Source organism: Dactylosporangium vinaceum (assembly GCF_019904175.1).
Classification (GTDB): Bacteria; Actinomycetota; Actinomycetes; order Mycobacteriales; family Micromonosporaceae; genus Dactylosporangium; species Dactylosporangium vinaceum.
The window spans coordinates 1,490,183-1,503,743 of the sequence record NZ_CP061913.1; the positions used below are offsets into that span (position 1 = coordinate 1,490,183).

Here is a 13,561-nt window from a genome sequence, read left to right on the forward strand (position 1 = left end):
GGCCGGATCAGGTCGGGCGCCGCTTCGTCAGGCGGATGCCCGCCTGGTGCGCGTCCACCGTGGCCGACACCTCGTCGGCGAGGGCGCTGAGCACCTGCCAGGCGAACGACTCGCCCCCGGGCAGGCGCTCGTCCGCGGAGCCGAGGGGCACCGTCGTGTACACCGTCAGCGCGTCGCTCGTCACGGTGAACCGGCAGGACAGCTCCACGGTGTCACCCAGCTGCGGGGTGTCCGCGGCGACGGCGAGCAGCATCGCGCACGCCTCGTCCACCGCGATCCGCAGGTCCTCGATCTCGTCCAGGGTGAACTGCAGGCGCGCGGCCAGGCCGGCCGTGGCCGTGCGCAGGACGCCGAGGTATGCGGGCGACGCCGGCACGGCCAGCAGCACCACGTCGTCCCCGTCGGAACCGGACCTCTTCGGAACCACCTGAGTCACGAAATCGAACCCCCTCGCCCGCGACTCTACGACGTCGAAGCACCTGCTGCCGCGGCGAGTGCTTCCAGCGGCGCGCCGGTGAGCCGATAGGGCAGCCAGTCACGCTTGTGGGCGGCCCCGAGGTGCTCGTAGAAGGCGCGGGCCGGGTTCCAGTCCAGCACCGCCCACTCCAGGCGCCGGTAGCCGTGGGCGACGCAGTGCGCGGCGAGCGCGGCGAGCAGCGCCTTGCCCGCGCCGGTACCGCGGGCGGCGGGGCGCACGTACAGGTCCTCGAGGTACACGCCGTGCGTGCCCTCCCAGGTGGAGTACGTCAGGAACCACAGCGCCATCCCGGCCGCCCTCCCGTCCTGCTCCGCGACGTGGCAGAACACGGCGGGGGCGGGGCCGAAGAGCGAGGCGTGCAGCTGCGCCGGTGTCAGGTGGCACTCGTCGCGGGCCTGCTCGAACTCGGCCAGCTCGTAGACCATCGCGACGAGCTCGGGCACATCCTCGGGTGCGGCGGGACGGATCATGGGCAAAAGTTTCCCCCACCCCGCTGGTGCGGGATGGGGGAGGGTGCGATGCCGCAGGCTCAGGCCTGCTTGGTCTCCCAGAAGATCTTCGCGATCTCGTCGATCTTCGCCAGGAGCTGCTCGGCGACGGCCGGGTCCGCGGAGCCCTTGGCGCCGGAAGCGCCCGCGAGCTTCGTGGCCTCGTTGAACAGGCCGTGCAGCTGCGGGTACTTCTCGAAGTGCGGCGGCTTGAAGTAGTCGGTCCACAGCACCCACAGGTGGTGCTTGACCAGCTCGCTGCGCTGTTCCTTGATGATGAGGGCACGCGTGCGGAACGCGGGGTCCTCGTTGGCCTGATACTTCTCGGAGATTGCCTTGACGGACTCGGCCTCGATTCGGGCCTGCGCCGGGTCATAGACACCACACGGCAGGTCGCAGTGGGCGCTCACCACAGTGCGCGGGGTGAATAGCCGCGACAGTCGCATCGAACCCTCCAGGGTGATTTGCGATGATCCTCAGTACTGACCCTACTCCTGTCCAAGTTCGGGGATTTCATGCGGCTGCCGTGGTTTGCGGCACTCGTGTCCGGGCCGTCCATGGTGCCGGCGCTGCGCTCCGGCGATCGCATCCTGGTGCGCCGCACGAGCACGGCGGAGCCGGGCGACGTGGTGGTCGCCGAGTTTCGCAGCCGGCCCGGTCTGCTGGTGGTCAAACGGGTCGAGCGAGCCGACGGGGACGGCTGGTGGGTGGTCGGCGACAACCCGTTCGGCAGCGACGATTCGATGCGGTACGGTCGCGCGGACATCATCGGGCGTGTGACATTTCGCTGGTGGCCACAACCGGTGCGCCTGCGCCGCGCCCCACGCTAAGGTGATGCGGATACGGGAGACCCCCGGGCCGCATTTCGCAATTCTTTCGCGCTTTCACCCGCGCCGCGCGTCCTCCCTGTATGACAAGCCGTGGCAAAGGAGCCCCCGTGCTTACATCCGTGTCCGATTCTGTTGCAGATCCCGTCTTCGAGCTGCACAGCGGCGGCAAACTCTCGGTGCAGTCGACGGTCCCGCTGGCCACCCGCGAGGACCTTTCCCTGGCGTACACCCCCGGCGTCGCCCGCGTCTGCGAGGCCATCGCCGCCGACGAGTCGCTCGTGCACTCCCTCACCTGGGTCGGCAAGGCCGTCGCCGTCGTCACCGACGGCTCGGCGGTGCTGGGCCTGGGCAACATCGGCCCGCGCGCGGCGATGCCGGTCATGGAGGGCAAGGCCGTGTTGTTCAAGCAGTTCGGCGGCGTGGACGCGGTGCCGATCTGCCTCGACACCCAGGACCCCGACGAGATCGTGCGGATCGTGACAGCGCTGGCGCCGTCCTTCGGCGGCATCAACCTGGAGGACATCTCGGCGCCGCGCTGCTTCGACATCGAGCGGCGGCTGGAGGCGGCGCTGCCGATCCCGGTCTTCCACGACGACCAGCACGGCACCGCGATCGTGGTCCTGGCCGCCCTGCGCAACGCCTGCCGGGTGCTCGGCCGCGGCCTGGGCGACCTGCGCATCGTGGTCAGCGGCGCGGGCGCGGCCGGCGTCGCGGTGACCCGGATGCTGATCAGCGGCGGCGCCGACGCGGGCGAGATCATCGTCCTGGACTCCCGCGGCTGCCTGCACGGCGGCCGCACCGACCTCAACCCGGCCAAGGCCGCGCTCGCCGCGGACACCAACGCCGGCGGCGTGACCGGCGACATCGCCTCGGCCCTGCGCGGCGCCGACGTCCTCATCGGCGTCTCCGGCGGCACGATCGGCGAGGCCGCCCTGGCCGGCATGGCCCCCGACGGCGCCATCTTCGCCCTGGCCAATCCGACGCCCGAGGTCCACCCCGAGATCGCGGCGCGCTACGCCGGCGTCGTGGCCACCGGCCGCAGCGACTTCCCGAACCAGATCAACAACGTGCTGGCCTTCCCCGGCATCTTCCGCGGCGCACTCGAGGCCGGCGCGACCCGGATCACCGACGGCATGAAGGTCGCCGCGGCCGCGGCCATCGCGGCCGTCCTCAGCCCGGGTGAGCTCGCCCCGGACACGATCGTGCCGAGCGCGCTCGACCCCCGGGTGGCCCCGGCGGTGGCGGCCGCTGTCGCCGAGGCGGCCCGCCGCGACGGCGCCATCCGTTAACGAGCATTAAGGTCACGGATATGCGTGCCGCATTCGCAACCGCGTTCAACGATGCCGACCCGCTTTCCGTGCTCGAGGTCGGCGAGGCCCCGGAGCCGGCGCCCCAGGACGGCTGGGCCGTGGTGGACGTGCGCGCCAGCGCGCTGAACCACCACGACCTGTGGTCCCTGCGCGGCGTCGGCCTCCGGGCGGAGCAGCTGCCGATGATCCTCGGCTGCGACGCCGCCGGCATCGGCCCGGACGGCGCCGAGGTCGTGGTGTACCCGGTCGTCTACACCGACAAGGGCGCCTTCTCGATCCTGTCCGAGTACTACCCCGGGACTGTCGCCGAGCGCGTCACCGTCCCCGCGTACAACCTGGTCCCCAAGCCCGTCGAGCTCAGCTTCGCCGAGGCCGCCTGCCTGCCCACGGCCTGGCTGACGGCCTATCGGATGCTCACCACCAAGGGCCGGCTGGAGTCCGACGGCGCCGTGCTCGTGCAGGGCGCGGGCGGCGGCGTGGCCACGGCCGCGGTGCTGCTCGGCCGGGCGCTGGGGGCCCGGGTGTACGCCACCAGCCGCGACGCCGCCAAACGGGAGCGGATCGCGGCCCTGGGCGCCACCGCGTTCGAGCCGGGCTCCCGGCTGCCCGAGCGCGTGGACGTGGTCATCGAGACGGTCGGCGAGGCGACGTTCGAGCACTCGATGAAGTCGACGAAGACCGGCGGCCGGATCGTGGTCTCCGGCGCGACGAGCGGCCACCTGCCGAAGGTGGACCTGCGCCGGGTCTTCGCCCTGCAGCTGGAGATCCTCGGCACCAGCATGGGCACGCCGGAGGAGCTGGCCGCCCTGATGGAGCTGCTGGCCCGCACCGGCATCCGCCCGGTCATCGACTCGGTGGTCCCGTTCTCCGAGGCCCGCAAGGCGTTCGAGCTGCTGCACTCGGGCGACGTGTTCGGCAAGGTGGTCCTCGACCACACCGCCTGATCCGCTACAGGTGGGCGTCGAGCTGCGCGGTCGGAGTGAACGCCGACCGCGCGGCCGCGTCGCCGTAGAGCTCGAGGCGCAGGAACTTCAGCACGGCGCCCGTCGCCGCCGGCCGCTCGAACGGCGCGTTGTGGTCGCCGCCGGGGATGGTCAGCATCGCCTTGGACCACGGCACCAGGTCGTAGGTGCTCCGGCCGCTCGCATAGGGCACCAGCTGGTCGGCGTCGCCGTGGACGAAGAACAGTGCGGCCGGGGTACCGCTGAAAGCCGTGCCGACACCGAGGCCGCTCCCGGCCAGGATCACCCCCGCCCGCAGACGGGCGTCGCGAGCCGCCGTGAACAGGCCCACGGTCGTGATCGCCCCCGCCGAGTGGCCGGCCGCGGCCAGCCGGTCGGCATCGATGCGCTTGCCGAGCGGCCCGGCCAGCACCTGGGACAGCACGAAGCCGGCGTCGGCCGGCTGGTTGAGCACGTCGTACACGTCGAACTTCGCCGCACCCCGGGTCGTGTTGGGGTAGGCCGGGGCGATGACGACGAACCCCGCGCCGGCCCAGCTCTTCAGCAGCGGCGCGAACGCCTCCGGCGACCCGTTGAGGCCGTGGCTGAACAGGACGGCGGGGTAGCGCCCGGCCCGGTCCGGCGTCCACACGATCGTCCGCAGCGTCCTCCCTTCGCGCCTGTACGTCACCTCCTGCGACGACACCGACAGCCCGGACGGCGGCAGGGCCAGGGGCGCCGGCAGCTGGACCGCAGCCAGCTGCGTGACGACCGACGGCGCGACTGACGCAGCGACCGCCGGCGAGGTGGCCGGGGCCGGCGCGGTCCGGGCCGGCGCCGGGGTGGAGCAGCCGGTCAGGGCGACCAGACAGGCGGCGACGAGCAGCAGGCGCATGGCATCAACGGTACGAGCTTCCGCAGCGGACGATTTGCGGCTACCTTCCGGCCCATGAGAGTCGTCTTCCGGGCGCTCACCGCGCTCTCGGCGGTGAGCGGGATCGTCGCCCTGATGGTGTGGAACCACGGGGATCTCACGTCGTTCGTGTACTTCACCGTGCAGAGCGCGCTCATCATCGCGGCGGTCTCGGTCGTCGCCGTGCTCCGCGAGGTCCCGGCCTGGATCCGCGGGGCGGCGACGCTCTACAGCTGCATCACCGGCATCGTGTACCACGCGCTGCTGGCCAACCCGTCGAGCCCGTTCTACCAGGTCGACGAGGGTGCGCATGCGCTGCACAACCTGCTGCTGCACACGGTGACGCCGATCCTGGCCGCCGTCACCTGGCTGATCATCGAGCGCGAGCGGGTGCGCTGGTGGTATGCGGCGGCGTGGCTCGCGTACCCCCTGGCGTACCTGGTGTTCGCGCTGGTCCGCGGGGCGTTCGTGCACGAGTACCCGTACCCGTTCATCGACCTGAACAAGCTCGGCGCGCTCGGCGTGACCGAGACCTCGCTCGGCTTCACCGTCGCGTTCTTCCTGCTCGGGCTGCTGCTGATCGGCGTCGGGGTGGGGCTGCGGCGGGTGCTGACCCGCTCAGACCAGGACGCCCGGGTTGAGGATCCCGCCGGGGTCTAACGTCCGCTTGGCCGCCCGCAGGGTGGCCCGCAGCAGCGGCGAGTGCTCCTCGTCGTACCAGGGGCGGTGGTCGCGGCCCACGGCGTGGTGGTGGGTGATGGTGCCGCCGTTCGCCGCTATCGCGTCGCTGACCGCGGCCTTGATCCCGTCCCAGATCGGCACCTCGGCGCCGCGCCGCCCGGGCGTGACGATCGTGAAGTACGGCGCCGGCCCGTCCGGGTACACGTGGGTGAACCGGCAGGTCACGACCGCTACCCCGGCCGGGGCGGCGGACTGCGCGGCCGCGAGCACCGCGGCGTGCAGCGCCTCGAAGCGGCTCCACCGGCACGCCGTCTCGACGGTCTCGACGACCAGCCCGAGGCGCACCAGCGCGTCGCGCGTGTAGGGCAGCCGGAAGAACGCTTCCCGGAACGACCCCGGTGGGCGCGGGATCTCGACGCCGCCGTGGGCCCGCACGATCTCCAGCGCGGCGGGCAGGTGCACGGCGTCGGGGCCCTCGAAGCCGAGCATCAGCCGGGCCCGGCCGTCGGTCGCGCCCGCGTTGAGCATGGCCTCCATCGGGTCCAGGAGGCGGCAGTTCGTGGGGCGCAGCCCGGACTGGACAAGCTCTCGGGTGGCGGCGAGGCTCTGGGAGTACCCGGGAAAAGCGATTGTCGCCTTGGCTCGTGCCGCCGGCTTGCGCTGCACCCGCAGCCACGCCTCCACGATCACGCCGAGCGCGCCCTCGGAGCCCAGGAACAGGGCGTTCGCGTCGGGCCCGGCACCGCTGGCGGGCACCCGCGGCGACTCGACGGGCCCCCGCGGGGTCACCACCCGCAGCGCCTCGACGAAGTTGTCGATGCGGGTCGGCCCGGTGGCGAAGTGCCCGCCCGAGCGGGTCGCCAGCCAGCCGCCGACCGTGGAGAACTCGAAGCTCTGCGGGAAGTGCCGCAGCGTGAGGCCGTGCGGCTCCAGCGCCGCCTCCAGCGCCGGCCCGAACACGCCGGCCTGCACGCGCACGACCCGGTTGACGTCGTCGACCTCGGCGATCCGGCTGAGCCGGCTCAGGTCGAGGCAGACCCAGGGGCCTTCTCCGCGGTACTCGACCCCGCCGACGACCGACGAGCCGCCCCCGTAGGGCACGACCGCCGCGCCGGCCGCCTCCGCCCAATCGAGCGCCGCGACCACGTCGGGCTCCGAGCGCGGCCGGCACACCAGGTCGGGCGGGTTCGGCAGGTCGCCGTGGAGGGCGCGGACGACGTCGCGGAACGCCTTGCCGTAGGCGTGGGAGGCGCGGCTCATCGAGTCGCCCAGGAACGTCTCGGCCAGGGCCGGGGGTGGGGTCAGCCGCGGCGCCGGCAGGAGCGGGTCGGGCGGCGGCGGGATGACCGAGCCGTCGATCGGCAGCCATGGGCGCAGCGCCCGCTCGGCGAGCCGGCGGCAGGCCGCGTCGTCGAGGGCCTCATCGGCGTGGCCCCAGCCCCACCACGAGCGTTCGCGGTAGCCCATGCGGGGGAGAGTGCCACAATCCGACACTGTTCGGCCACTGTCGGATGTCGCACCCTCGGTAATGTGGCGCGCATGCCCGATGAGCGTATTGACCCAAGTCAGAACACTCAGGCTTTTCAGGCGTGGGTGGACACCAGCAACAGTCAGCGGGACGAGCCGGCCAGGTCCAGATCCTTACTCTGGGTCGGCGTCGGCGTGGCCGTCGTCGTTGTCGTGGCCGTCGTGCTGTTCGTGGCACTCGGCTGACTCTCGGGGTAGATCCCGACCGACTCGAAGTGCGTGAAGCCCGGCAATGTGGCGTCGCTCGGCAGCCGCATCCGGGCCACGTCATCGCCGTTGAACGCGTAGTCCAGGAAGTCCAGCAGCGTGGCCAGCACCTGCACGTGGCCGCGCTCGGGGTCGTTGGTCCCGGCGCCGTGCTCGCCGCCCTCGATGGTCAGGAACGCCTTCGGCCACGGGTCCTTGCCGTACGACTCGCGCCCCTGACTGTAGGCGACCACCGGGTCCTTGTCCCCGTGCACGAACAGCATCGGCACCGGGCTGCCCTTGTAGGCGCCGGTCGGCCGCCCCGCGAAGATCACGCCGACCTTGAGCCGCGGGTCCCGCTTGCCGGTGAACAGCCAGTCGGTAGTCGTCCCGCCCCCGGAGTGCCCGATCGCGCCGAGCCGGTCGGAGTCGATGCTGGCGGCGAGCGGGCTGCCCGGCTTCATCAGCTCGCTGATCACGAACGACGCGTCGAGGGCCTGGTTGGGCACGTCCGTCTTGTCGAACTTCGGCCCGTCCTTCTTGGTGAACGGGTAGGCGGGGGCGGCGACGATGTACCCGGACTCGGCCAGGAACTTCGTCATGCCCTCCTGCATCTGCGGGTTGCTGTAGAAGCCGTGGCTCCACAGGATGAGCGGAAACTGCCCGGGCAGCGGGGTGGCGTCGTTCTGCTCCCGGCCGCGGGTGAGCCGGGCCGAGCCGCGCACCGGATACCACACGGTGGTCGGCAGCGGCCGATCCTTGCCCCGCGCGAACGTGAAGTGCCGGACCCCGACGGCGTGCGACGAGGGCACATTCGACTGCGCGGCCGCCCCGACAGGCGTCGTGAAGGGCGTGCCGCCGTCGTCGCTGCCGGACGCGGCAAAAGCGCCGCCCAGGATGAGCAGGGCGGCGGTCAGCAGACTGACGGTTGCAGTTCGGGTGCGGGGAGCGGGCACGTCAAGAATGTAAGGGGCCGATGTGCTACGCCCATATCGCCCGACTGGGGACTTTCGAATGTCTTGCCGGACTACATACGTTTCACCGAGTTTGCGGAGTCGATGATGCCGCAGCCAGGCGGGTTGACGTGCTCACGGTGAGCAATGTCCGTATTGCGTCTTTCGCGGGCTTATTGTGACCCAGTGGACGCTCGGAATGGCGGTGCGGCCATCGGAAATCCCCGGTTATCGGACAAGAAGGATATGTCGGTAAAATGCCGGGGGCAGTAGTTAGCCGTCGCTGATAATAATTTTTCGGACTTGTCGGATTTGCCGATTGCTCGCGATTGTGCGCCTCACCGCTGGGCGGACCGGGTGGCGCCGTCCCGGTAGCGGACCCGGGAGCGTCGCGGCGACGACGCCGGAGCGCAGGAAGAGGCGGCCCCCTCCACCAAGGGTGCCGCCTCTTCCCTTACAGGGAGGGAATCAAGGTCTCAGCTGAGCAGCTGCTGGGCTACGGTCTTCGCGGTGTTGCTGGAGATGGCGAAGCCGACGCCGATGTTGCCGGCGGTCTCGCTCGTCGAGGCGATCGCGGTGTTGATGCCGATGAGCTGGCCCGCGGTGTTGACCAGGGCGCCGCCCGAGTTGCCGGGGTTGATGGCGGCGTCGGTCTGGATGGCGCCGGTGATCTTGGCGCCGGCCGTGGCCTGGGTGCCGCGGGTACCCTGGCCGCCCTGGCCGCCCGAGTCGGAGCCCTCGTCGATCTCGCGGTTGAGGGCGCTCACGATGCCGGAGGTCACCGAGGACTCCAGGCCCAGCGGGCTGCCGATGGCGAGGACCGTGTCGCCCACCTTGACGGCGGAGCTGTCGGCGAAGGCCAGGGGCGTGTAGGTGCCGCCGCCGGTGAGCTTGATGACGGCCAGGTCGGTGCCGGGGTCGGTGCCGACGATCGCGGCGGTGCCCGACTTGCCGTCGGAGAAGGTGATCTGGACAGTGGTGCCGCGGGCGGTCGCGACCACGTGGTTGTTGGTGAGGATCGAGCCGTCGGTCGTGATGATCACGCCGGAGCCGACGGCGGAGCCGGTGTTGATGGAGACGACGCTCGGCCGGACCGCGGCGGCGACGTCGGCCAGGTTCGCGGTGCCCGTGCTGGAGCCGCTGGAGTTCTGCGCGGTGACGACGGTGCTCGTCGCCGTCGCCGGGCGCAGCTCCAGGGCGGCCACGCCGCCGCCGACGGCCGAGGCGATGGACAGCGCGGCCGCGGCGACCACGGCGACCACCCCCTTGCCCAGCCGGCGGCTCCTCAGCGGCGCCGGCACGGCGGTGGCGCCATCCGGCGACGTAGGGTCAGACCGCCATTGCGGCGTCACATAGGGTGGCGACGGCGGGTACCACTGCGGCGGGTGCTGCATGTGCGGGACGTGCGGCGGGACGTTGTTCGTCGGCATGTGCTGCTGTGCTGCGGTGTTCGGCGTCTGCGCCCATCCCTGCTGTTCGCTCATGATTTGAGCTTGCCGACGGCAGCTTGCGGGCTACCGGGAGCGGCCTGGGAACCGGCTGTGAGAGGAAGCCGAACCTGAAAAGTCGCCCCGCCACCGGGAGTGACGAAGACGGAGACCGTGCCGCTGTGCACGGCGACGAGTGCGGCGACGATCGCGAGGCCCAGCCCGCTGCCGCTGTGGGAGCCGCCGGCCTGCTTGCGGGTGCGCGCCTTGTCGACCCGGTAGAAGCGCTCGAACACCCGCGACGCCTGCTCATCGGTGAGACCGCCGCCGTGGTCGATGATCTCCACAAGCGCATCGGTACCGTCGCGCCGCAGCCGCAGCTCGACGGGTGTCCCGGCGGGCGTGTGGGTGAGCGCGTTGGTCATGAGGTTGCCGACGACCTGGCGCAGCCGGGCCTCGTCGCCGTGGACCTCGATCGGCTCGTCCTGCTCCAGCTCCAGGCTGATCTCGCGGTCGGGCGCCACGGCCGAGGCGGCCGCGACCGCGTCACCGGCGATGACCCGCAGGTCCATGTCGGCCAGGCTGAGCGGGCGCTCCTGATCGAGCCGGGCCAGCATCAGGAGGTCCTCGACGAGCAGCCCCATCCGGGCGGCCTCGTCCTCGATGCGCCGCAGCAGGGCGGCCGTCTCCTCCGGTGCCCGGGCCGCGCCCTGGCGGTACAGCTCGGCGAAGCCCCTGATCGTGGTCAGCGGTGTGCGCAGCTCGTGCGAGGCGTCGGCGATGAACTGGCGCATGCGGTCCTCGGACGCCTCGCGCACCCGGAAGGCGCCCTCGATCTGGCCGAGCATCACGTTGAGTGCCCCGGCGAGGTGGCCCATCTCCGTCTCCGGCGGGCTCTCCGGCACCCGTTTGGTGAGGTCGCCGGCGGCGATGGCGGCCGCGGTGCGCTCGATCTCGCGCAGCGGCTGGAGGCTGGTCCGCACGATGGTGACGCCGACGGCGGCGATGACCACCAGGACGCCCGCGCCGATGAACAGCTCGGCCGCCACCAGTTCGTCCACCGCGTTGTCGATCATCGAGAGGTTTTCCGCCACCCCGAGGATGTTGATGCCGGTGCTGCTGGTGCTGGCCCGCTGGATGACCAGGACCCGCCAGCGCTCGCGGGTGCCGGAGGCGCGCACGGTGTACGGCTCGCCGACGTGGTCCCACAGCTCCTCGCTGGAGGTCGGCAGCGGCGGGCGGGCGCCGCCGTCGGGCAGGCCGACGGTGCGCAGCTCGAGCTGCTTGTCGGCGCCGACGGCGAGCCAGAAGTAGAAGTAGTTGCTCTGCACGACCGAGGACCCGGCCGGCTGCTGGGCCAGCCGGCCGATGTCGACGGTGCCGGCGAGCTGGCGCAGCTGGCCGTCGACCTTGTCGATCATCGAGCTGCGCATGACCAGGGCGCTCGCGACGCCGATGACGAGCAGCGCCATCGTGACGAGGCTCAGGACGGCCGCGACGAGCTTGACCCGCAGCGGTACGTCGGCGATGAACCGCACCGGAGAGCCGGGGGTCAGACGGGCAGGCGCAGGACGTACCCCACGCCCCGCAGCGTGTGGATCAGCCGCGGCTCGGCGATGTCGACCTTGCGGCGCAGGTAGGAGATGTAGGACTCCACGATGCTGTCGTCACCGCGGAAGTCGTAGTTCCAGACGAAGTCGAGGATCTGCGCCTTGGACAGGACCCGGCCGGCGTTGAGCATGAGGTAGCGCAGCAGCTTGAACTCGGTCGGGGACAGCGCGATGGTCTGCCCGGCCCGGCTCACCTCGTGCGTCTCCTCGTCGAGCTCCAGGTCGTGGAAGACCAGCCGGTTGGGCCCGGGGTCGCCGGCGGTGCGGCGCAGCACGGCCCGGATGCGGGCGGTGAGCTCTTCCAGGCTGAACGGCTTCGTCACGTAGTCGTCGCCGCCGAGCGTGAGGCCGCGGACCTTGTCCTCGGTGCCGTCGCGGGCGGTCAGGAAGACGACGGGGAGCCGGACGCCGCCCTCGCGGAGCCGCCGGATCACCTCGAAGCCGTCGAGGTCGGGCAGCATCACGTCGAGCACGACGAGATCGGGCTTGCTGTCGCGGGCCGCGGTGACCGCCTCGCTGCCGGTGGTCACCGCGTCAACCGCAAAACCGGCGAAACGCAGGCTGGCCGAGAGCAGCTCGCGGATATTCGGGTCGTCCTCGACCACGAGCAGCTTCGCCTCAGCCTGCGCCACGCCTGGCGACGATGCACCCCCGGATTGTGCGACGCCGCCTCGTACCCCCATGCGCATATCTTGCCGCCCTCCGCTGGAGTAGGGCTGGTGGTTGCCTGGGAAGTTCCTGGGCACCCCGACCGTATCGGTCAGCGCAGCAAGCGTCGCACCTGATCGATCGCGCCGTCCAACACCACCAGGGTGGCCCGCATGGTCTCCTGGCTGGCCCGCCCGGTCCGGGCCAGGCGGCGCACCTCGGCCAGCAGCTGTGCGGCCTTCTCCTCCAGCTCGTCCACCGCGCCGGCGGGCGGCGGCGACGCCGGGCGGGTGCCGGCCGCCCCGGGCCGCGGCGGGTAGCCCCAGCCGAACGAGGACGGCCCCGGCGGTGCGCTGCGCGCCTGGCGGCTGGCCTCCTTCAGCTCCTTCTTGAGGTCGCGCACGGAGCCGCGCACGCCCTGCTCGACCTCGTCGGCCAGGGTGGAGAGGTCGGCCAGCGAGGCGTTGATGTCGGCCTCGAGCGCCTCCAGCTCGCGGGCCCGCCGGTCGAGCTCCTCACGGCCGGCGTCGGCGATCTCGTAGACCTTCCGCCCGCCTTCGGCCTTGTGGGTGATCAGACCGTCGGCCTCCATCCGCTGCAGGCGCGGGTAGATCGTGCCGGCCGACGGCGCGTAGAGCCCGTGGAAACGGTTCTCGAGCAGGCGGATGAGCTCGTATCCGTGGCGCGGGCCCTCGTTGAGCAGCTTGAGGAGGTACAGCCGCAGCCGCCCGTGACTGAAGACTGCACTCATCGGGACACGTCCTCCTCGTCGTCCACCGGCCGGCGTAGCAGGGAAATGCTCCCAGACGTCGCGCTGGCGGCCAGCTGCCCGCCCGCCCCGGTGCCGATGCGCCCGGTGACGCTGTTGCGGCTGTGCTGGTCGAGCTCGGAGAACGCGCTGATCACGTGGCCGGAGACGGCGTGCAGGCTGACCCGCAGGTCGCTGTCCTCGCGGACCCGGGCGGTGATCTCACCCGACACGGTGTCGAGGTGCACCGCGGTCCCGGCCGGCGGGTTGTCGAGGTCGCAGGTCACCGAGCCGGAGATCGTGCGGGCGGTGACCTTGGCGGCGGTGGAGTCGGCCACGACGATCTCGCCGGACACCGTCTCGAGCTCGACCTCGCCGCCGAGCGTCAGCCCCTCGATGGAGCCGGACACGATCCGGCCGGTCACCCGCCCGTCGAGGCCGAGCAGCGTGATCCGCCCGCTCGTGACGTTGACGCTCGCCCCGTTGCGCAGGGAGGAGGCGATGATCGTGCCGGAGGCGACGTGGAGCCGCACGGTGGCGCCGGTCGGCACGACGACCGACACGTCCACCTTGAACCGGGCGCTGAACAGCCACCAGAGGAACCCGGGCCAGCCCTTGGGGAAGTCCTGGGACACGTCGAGGCGCCCGTTGCCGAGCTCCACGCTGACGGCCCGGTCGCCGATCTCGGCCACCTCGACCCGCGCGGGCCCGTCGTCGGACCCGACGACGTTGAGCCGCCCGGCCACCAGCGACACGTTGAGGTCGACGACCTCCTCGTCGAATGCGAGCCGCTCGGGCTCGCCGATCTTCCACGCGGTCAT

General features: G+C 71.7%; 15 protein-coding genes. 4 read left to right on the forward strand and 11 right to left on the reverse strand.

Translation table 11 applies throughout. From position 1 onward, the window contains the following. Positions 1-7 precede the first annotated feature (7 nt). From Dvina_RS06475 to sodN, 3 genes are read right to left on the reverse strand one after another with little or no spacing between them, the layout of a single operon-like run. Positions 8-427, reverse strand: a complete 420-nt coding sequence (locus Dvina_RS06475; RefSeq protein WP_223101433.1) for an ATP-binding protein — start codon at positions 425-427, stop codon at positions 8-10. Between the two features lie 35 nt (positions 428-462). Next, on the reverse strand, positions 463-948 hold the full coding sequence (locus Dvina_RS06480) for a GNAT family N-acetyltransferase (RefSeq protein ID WP_223101434.1): 486 nt from the start codon (positions 946-948) through the stop codon (positions 463-465). A gap of 59 nt (positions 949-1,007) precedes the next feature. Then, positions 1,008-1,412 (reverse strand): superoxide dismutase, Ni, encoded by a 405-nt coding sequence (gene sodN / locus Dvina_RS06485; protein ID WP_223101435.1) that lies wholly within the window; start codon positions 1,410-1,412, stop codon positions 1,008-1,010. Between the two features lie 69 nt (positions 1,413-1,481). Between sodN and Dvina_RS06490 the strand changes: the two genes are divergently transcribed. From Dvina_RS06490 to Dvina_RS06500, 3 genes are all read left to right on the forward strand, one after another. Further along, the gene (locus Dvina_RS06490) at positions 1,482-1,796 is read left to right on the forward strand and encodes a S24/S26 family peptidase (protein ID WP_223101436.1); all 315 of its coding nucleotides are present in this window, start codon (positions 1,482-1,484) and stop codon (positions 1,794-1,796) included. A gap of 80 nt (positions 1,797-1,876) precedes the next feature. Continuing rightward, entirely contained in the window at positions 1,877-3,085 is a 1,209-nt protein-coding gene (locus Dvina_RS06495) for an NAD(P)-dependent malic enzyme (RefSeq protein WP_223101437.1), read from the forward strand. 20 nt (positions 3,086-3,105) lie between these two features. Continuing rightward, positions 3,106-4,050, forward strand: coding sequence for a zinc-binding dehydrogenase (locus tag Dvina_RS06500; RefSeq protein ID WP_223101438.1), 945 nt, complete (start codon positions 3,106-3,108; stop codon positions 4,048-4,050). A 4-nt stretch (positions 4,051-4,054) separates the two neighbouring features. On the opposite strand, the gene Dvina_RS06505 is transcribed toward Dvina_RS06500, so the two are convergent. Continuing rightward, positions 4,055-4,942 carry an alpha/beta hydrolase family protein gene (locus Dvina_RS06505; protein WP_223101439.1) on the reverse strand — a complete coding sequence of 296 codons (888 nt, stop codon included), beginning with the start codon at positions 4,940-4,942 and terminating at the stop codon, positions 4,055-4,057. A gap of 54 nt (positions 4,943-4,996) precedes the next feature. Between Dvina_RS06505 and Dvina_RS06510 the strand changes: the two genes are divergently transcribed. After that, positions 4,997-5,620 carry a Pr6Pr family membrane protein gene (locus Dvina_RS06510; RefSeq protein ID WP_223101440.1) on the forward strand — a complete coding sequence of 208 codons (624 nt, stop codon included), beginning with the start codon at positions 4,997-4,999 and terminating at the stop codon, positions 5,618-5,620. Here Dvina_RS06510 and Dvina_RS06515 read toward each other — a convergent pair. The 7 genes from Dvina_RS06515 to Dvina_RS06545 all read right to left on the reverse strand — a co-directional run bounded on the left by Dvina_RS06515 (position 5,579) and on the right by Dvina_RS06545 (position 13,561). Further along, positions 5,579-7,108 (reverse strand): FAD-binding oxidoreductase, encoded by a 1,530-nt coding sequence (locus Dvina_RS06515; RefSeq protein WP_223101441.1) that lies wholly within the window; start codon positions 7,106-7,108, stop codon positions 5,579-5,581. The two genes, Dvina_RS06510 and Dvina_RS06515, sit on opposite strands and share 42 nt — an antisense overlap. A gap of 143 nt (positions 7,109-7,251) precedes the next feature. Next, a complete protein-coding gene (locus Dvina_RS06520; protein WP_223101442.1) occupies positions 7,252-8,310 on the reverse strand; it encodes an alpha/beta hydrolase family protein in 1,059 nt (352 codons plus the stop codon). Between the two features lie 473 nt (positions 8,311-8,783). Then, a complete protein-coding gene (locus tag Dvina_RS06525) occupies positions 8,784-9,791 on the reverse strand; it encodes a S1C family serine protease (protein WP_223101443.1) in 1,008 nt (335 codons plus the stop codon). Continuing rightward, complete coding sequence (locus tag Dvina_RS06530) at positions 9,788-11,272, reverse strand: sensor histidine kinase (protein ID WP_246656071.1); 1,485 nt, start codon at positions 11,270-11,272, stop codon at positions 9,788-9,790. Before Dvina_RS06530 ends, Dvina_RS06525 begins: the two co-directional genes overlap by 4 nt. A 14-nt stretch (positions 11,273-11,286) precedes the next feature. Then, complete coding sequence (locus Dvina_RS06535) at positions 11,287-11,976, reverse strand: response regulator transcription factor (protein WP_246656072.1); 690 nt, start codon at positions 11,974-11,976, stop codon at positions 11,287-11,289. Between the two features lie 128 nt (positions 11,977-12,104). Next, positions 12,105-12,743, reverse strand: coding sequence for a PadR family transcriptional regulator (locus Dvina_RS06540; RefSeq protein ID WP_223101445.1), 639 nt, complete (start codon positions 12,741-12,743; stop codon positions 12,105-12,107). Next, positions 12,740-13,561: a DUF4097 family beta strand repeat-containing protein gene (locus Dvina_RS06545; protein WP_223101446.1), complete on the reverse strand. Its 822-nt coding sequence runs from the start codon at positions 13,559-13,561 to the stop codon at positions 12,740-12,742. The genes Dvina_RS06540 and Dvina_RS06545 overlap by 4 nt, the downstream gene beginning before the upstream one ends.

Coding starts and splice junctions, on each gene's coding strand:
- sodN (WP_223101435.1), bottom strand. CDS start 1,412: ATGCGACTGTCGCGGCTATTCACCCCGCGCACTGTGGTGAGCGCCCAC.
- Dvina_RS06545 (WP_223101446.1), bottom strand. CDS start 13,561: ATGACCGCGTGGAAGATCGGCGAGCCCGAGCGGCTCGCATTCGACGAG.
- Dvina_RS06515 (WP_223101441.1), bottom strand. CDS start 7,108: ATGGGCTACCGCGAACGCTCGTGGTGGGGCTGGGGCCACGCCGATGAG.
- Dvina_RS06510 (WP_223101440.1), top strand. CDS start 4,997: ATGAGAGTCGTCTTCCGGGCGCTCACCGCGCTCTCGGCGGTGAGCGGG.
- Dvina_RS06540 (WP_223101445.1), bottom strand. CDS start 12,743: ATGAGTGCAGTCTTCAGTCACGGGCGGCTGCGGCTGTACCTCCTCAAG.
- Dvina_RS06505 (WP_223101439.1), bottom strand. CDS start 4,942: ATGCGCCTGCTGCTCGTCGCCGCCTGTCTGGTCGCCCTGACCGGCTGC.
- Dvina_RS06525 (WP_223101443.1), bottom strand. CDS start 9,791: ATGAGCGAACAGCAGGGATGGGCGCAGACGCCGAACACCGCAGCACAG.
- Dvina_RS06495 (WP_223101437.1), top strand. CDS start 1,877: ATGACAAGCCGTGGCAAAGGAGCCCCCGTGCTTACATCCGTGTCCGAT.
- Dvina_RS06490 (WP_223101436.1), top strand. CDS start 1,482: ATGCGGCTGCCGTGGTTTGCGGCACTCGTGTCCGGGCCGTCCATGGTG.
- Dvina_RS06480 (WP_223101434.1), bottom strand. CDS start 948: ATGATCCGTCCCGCCGCACCCGAGGATGTGCCCGAGCTCGTCGCGATG.
- Dvina_RS06500 (WP_223101438.1), top strand. CDS start 3,106: ATGCGTGCCGCATTCGCAACCGCGTTCAACGATGCCGACCCGCTTTCC.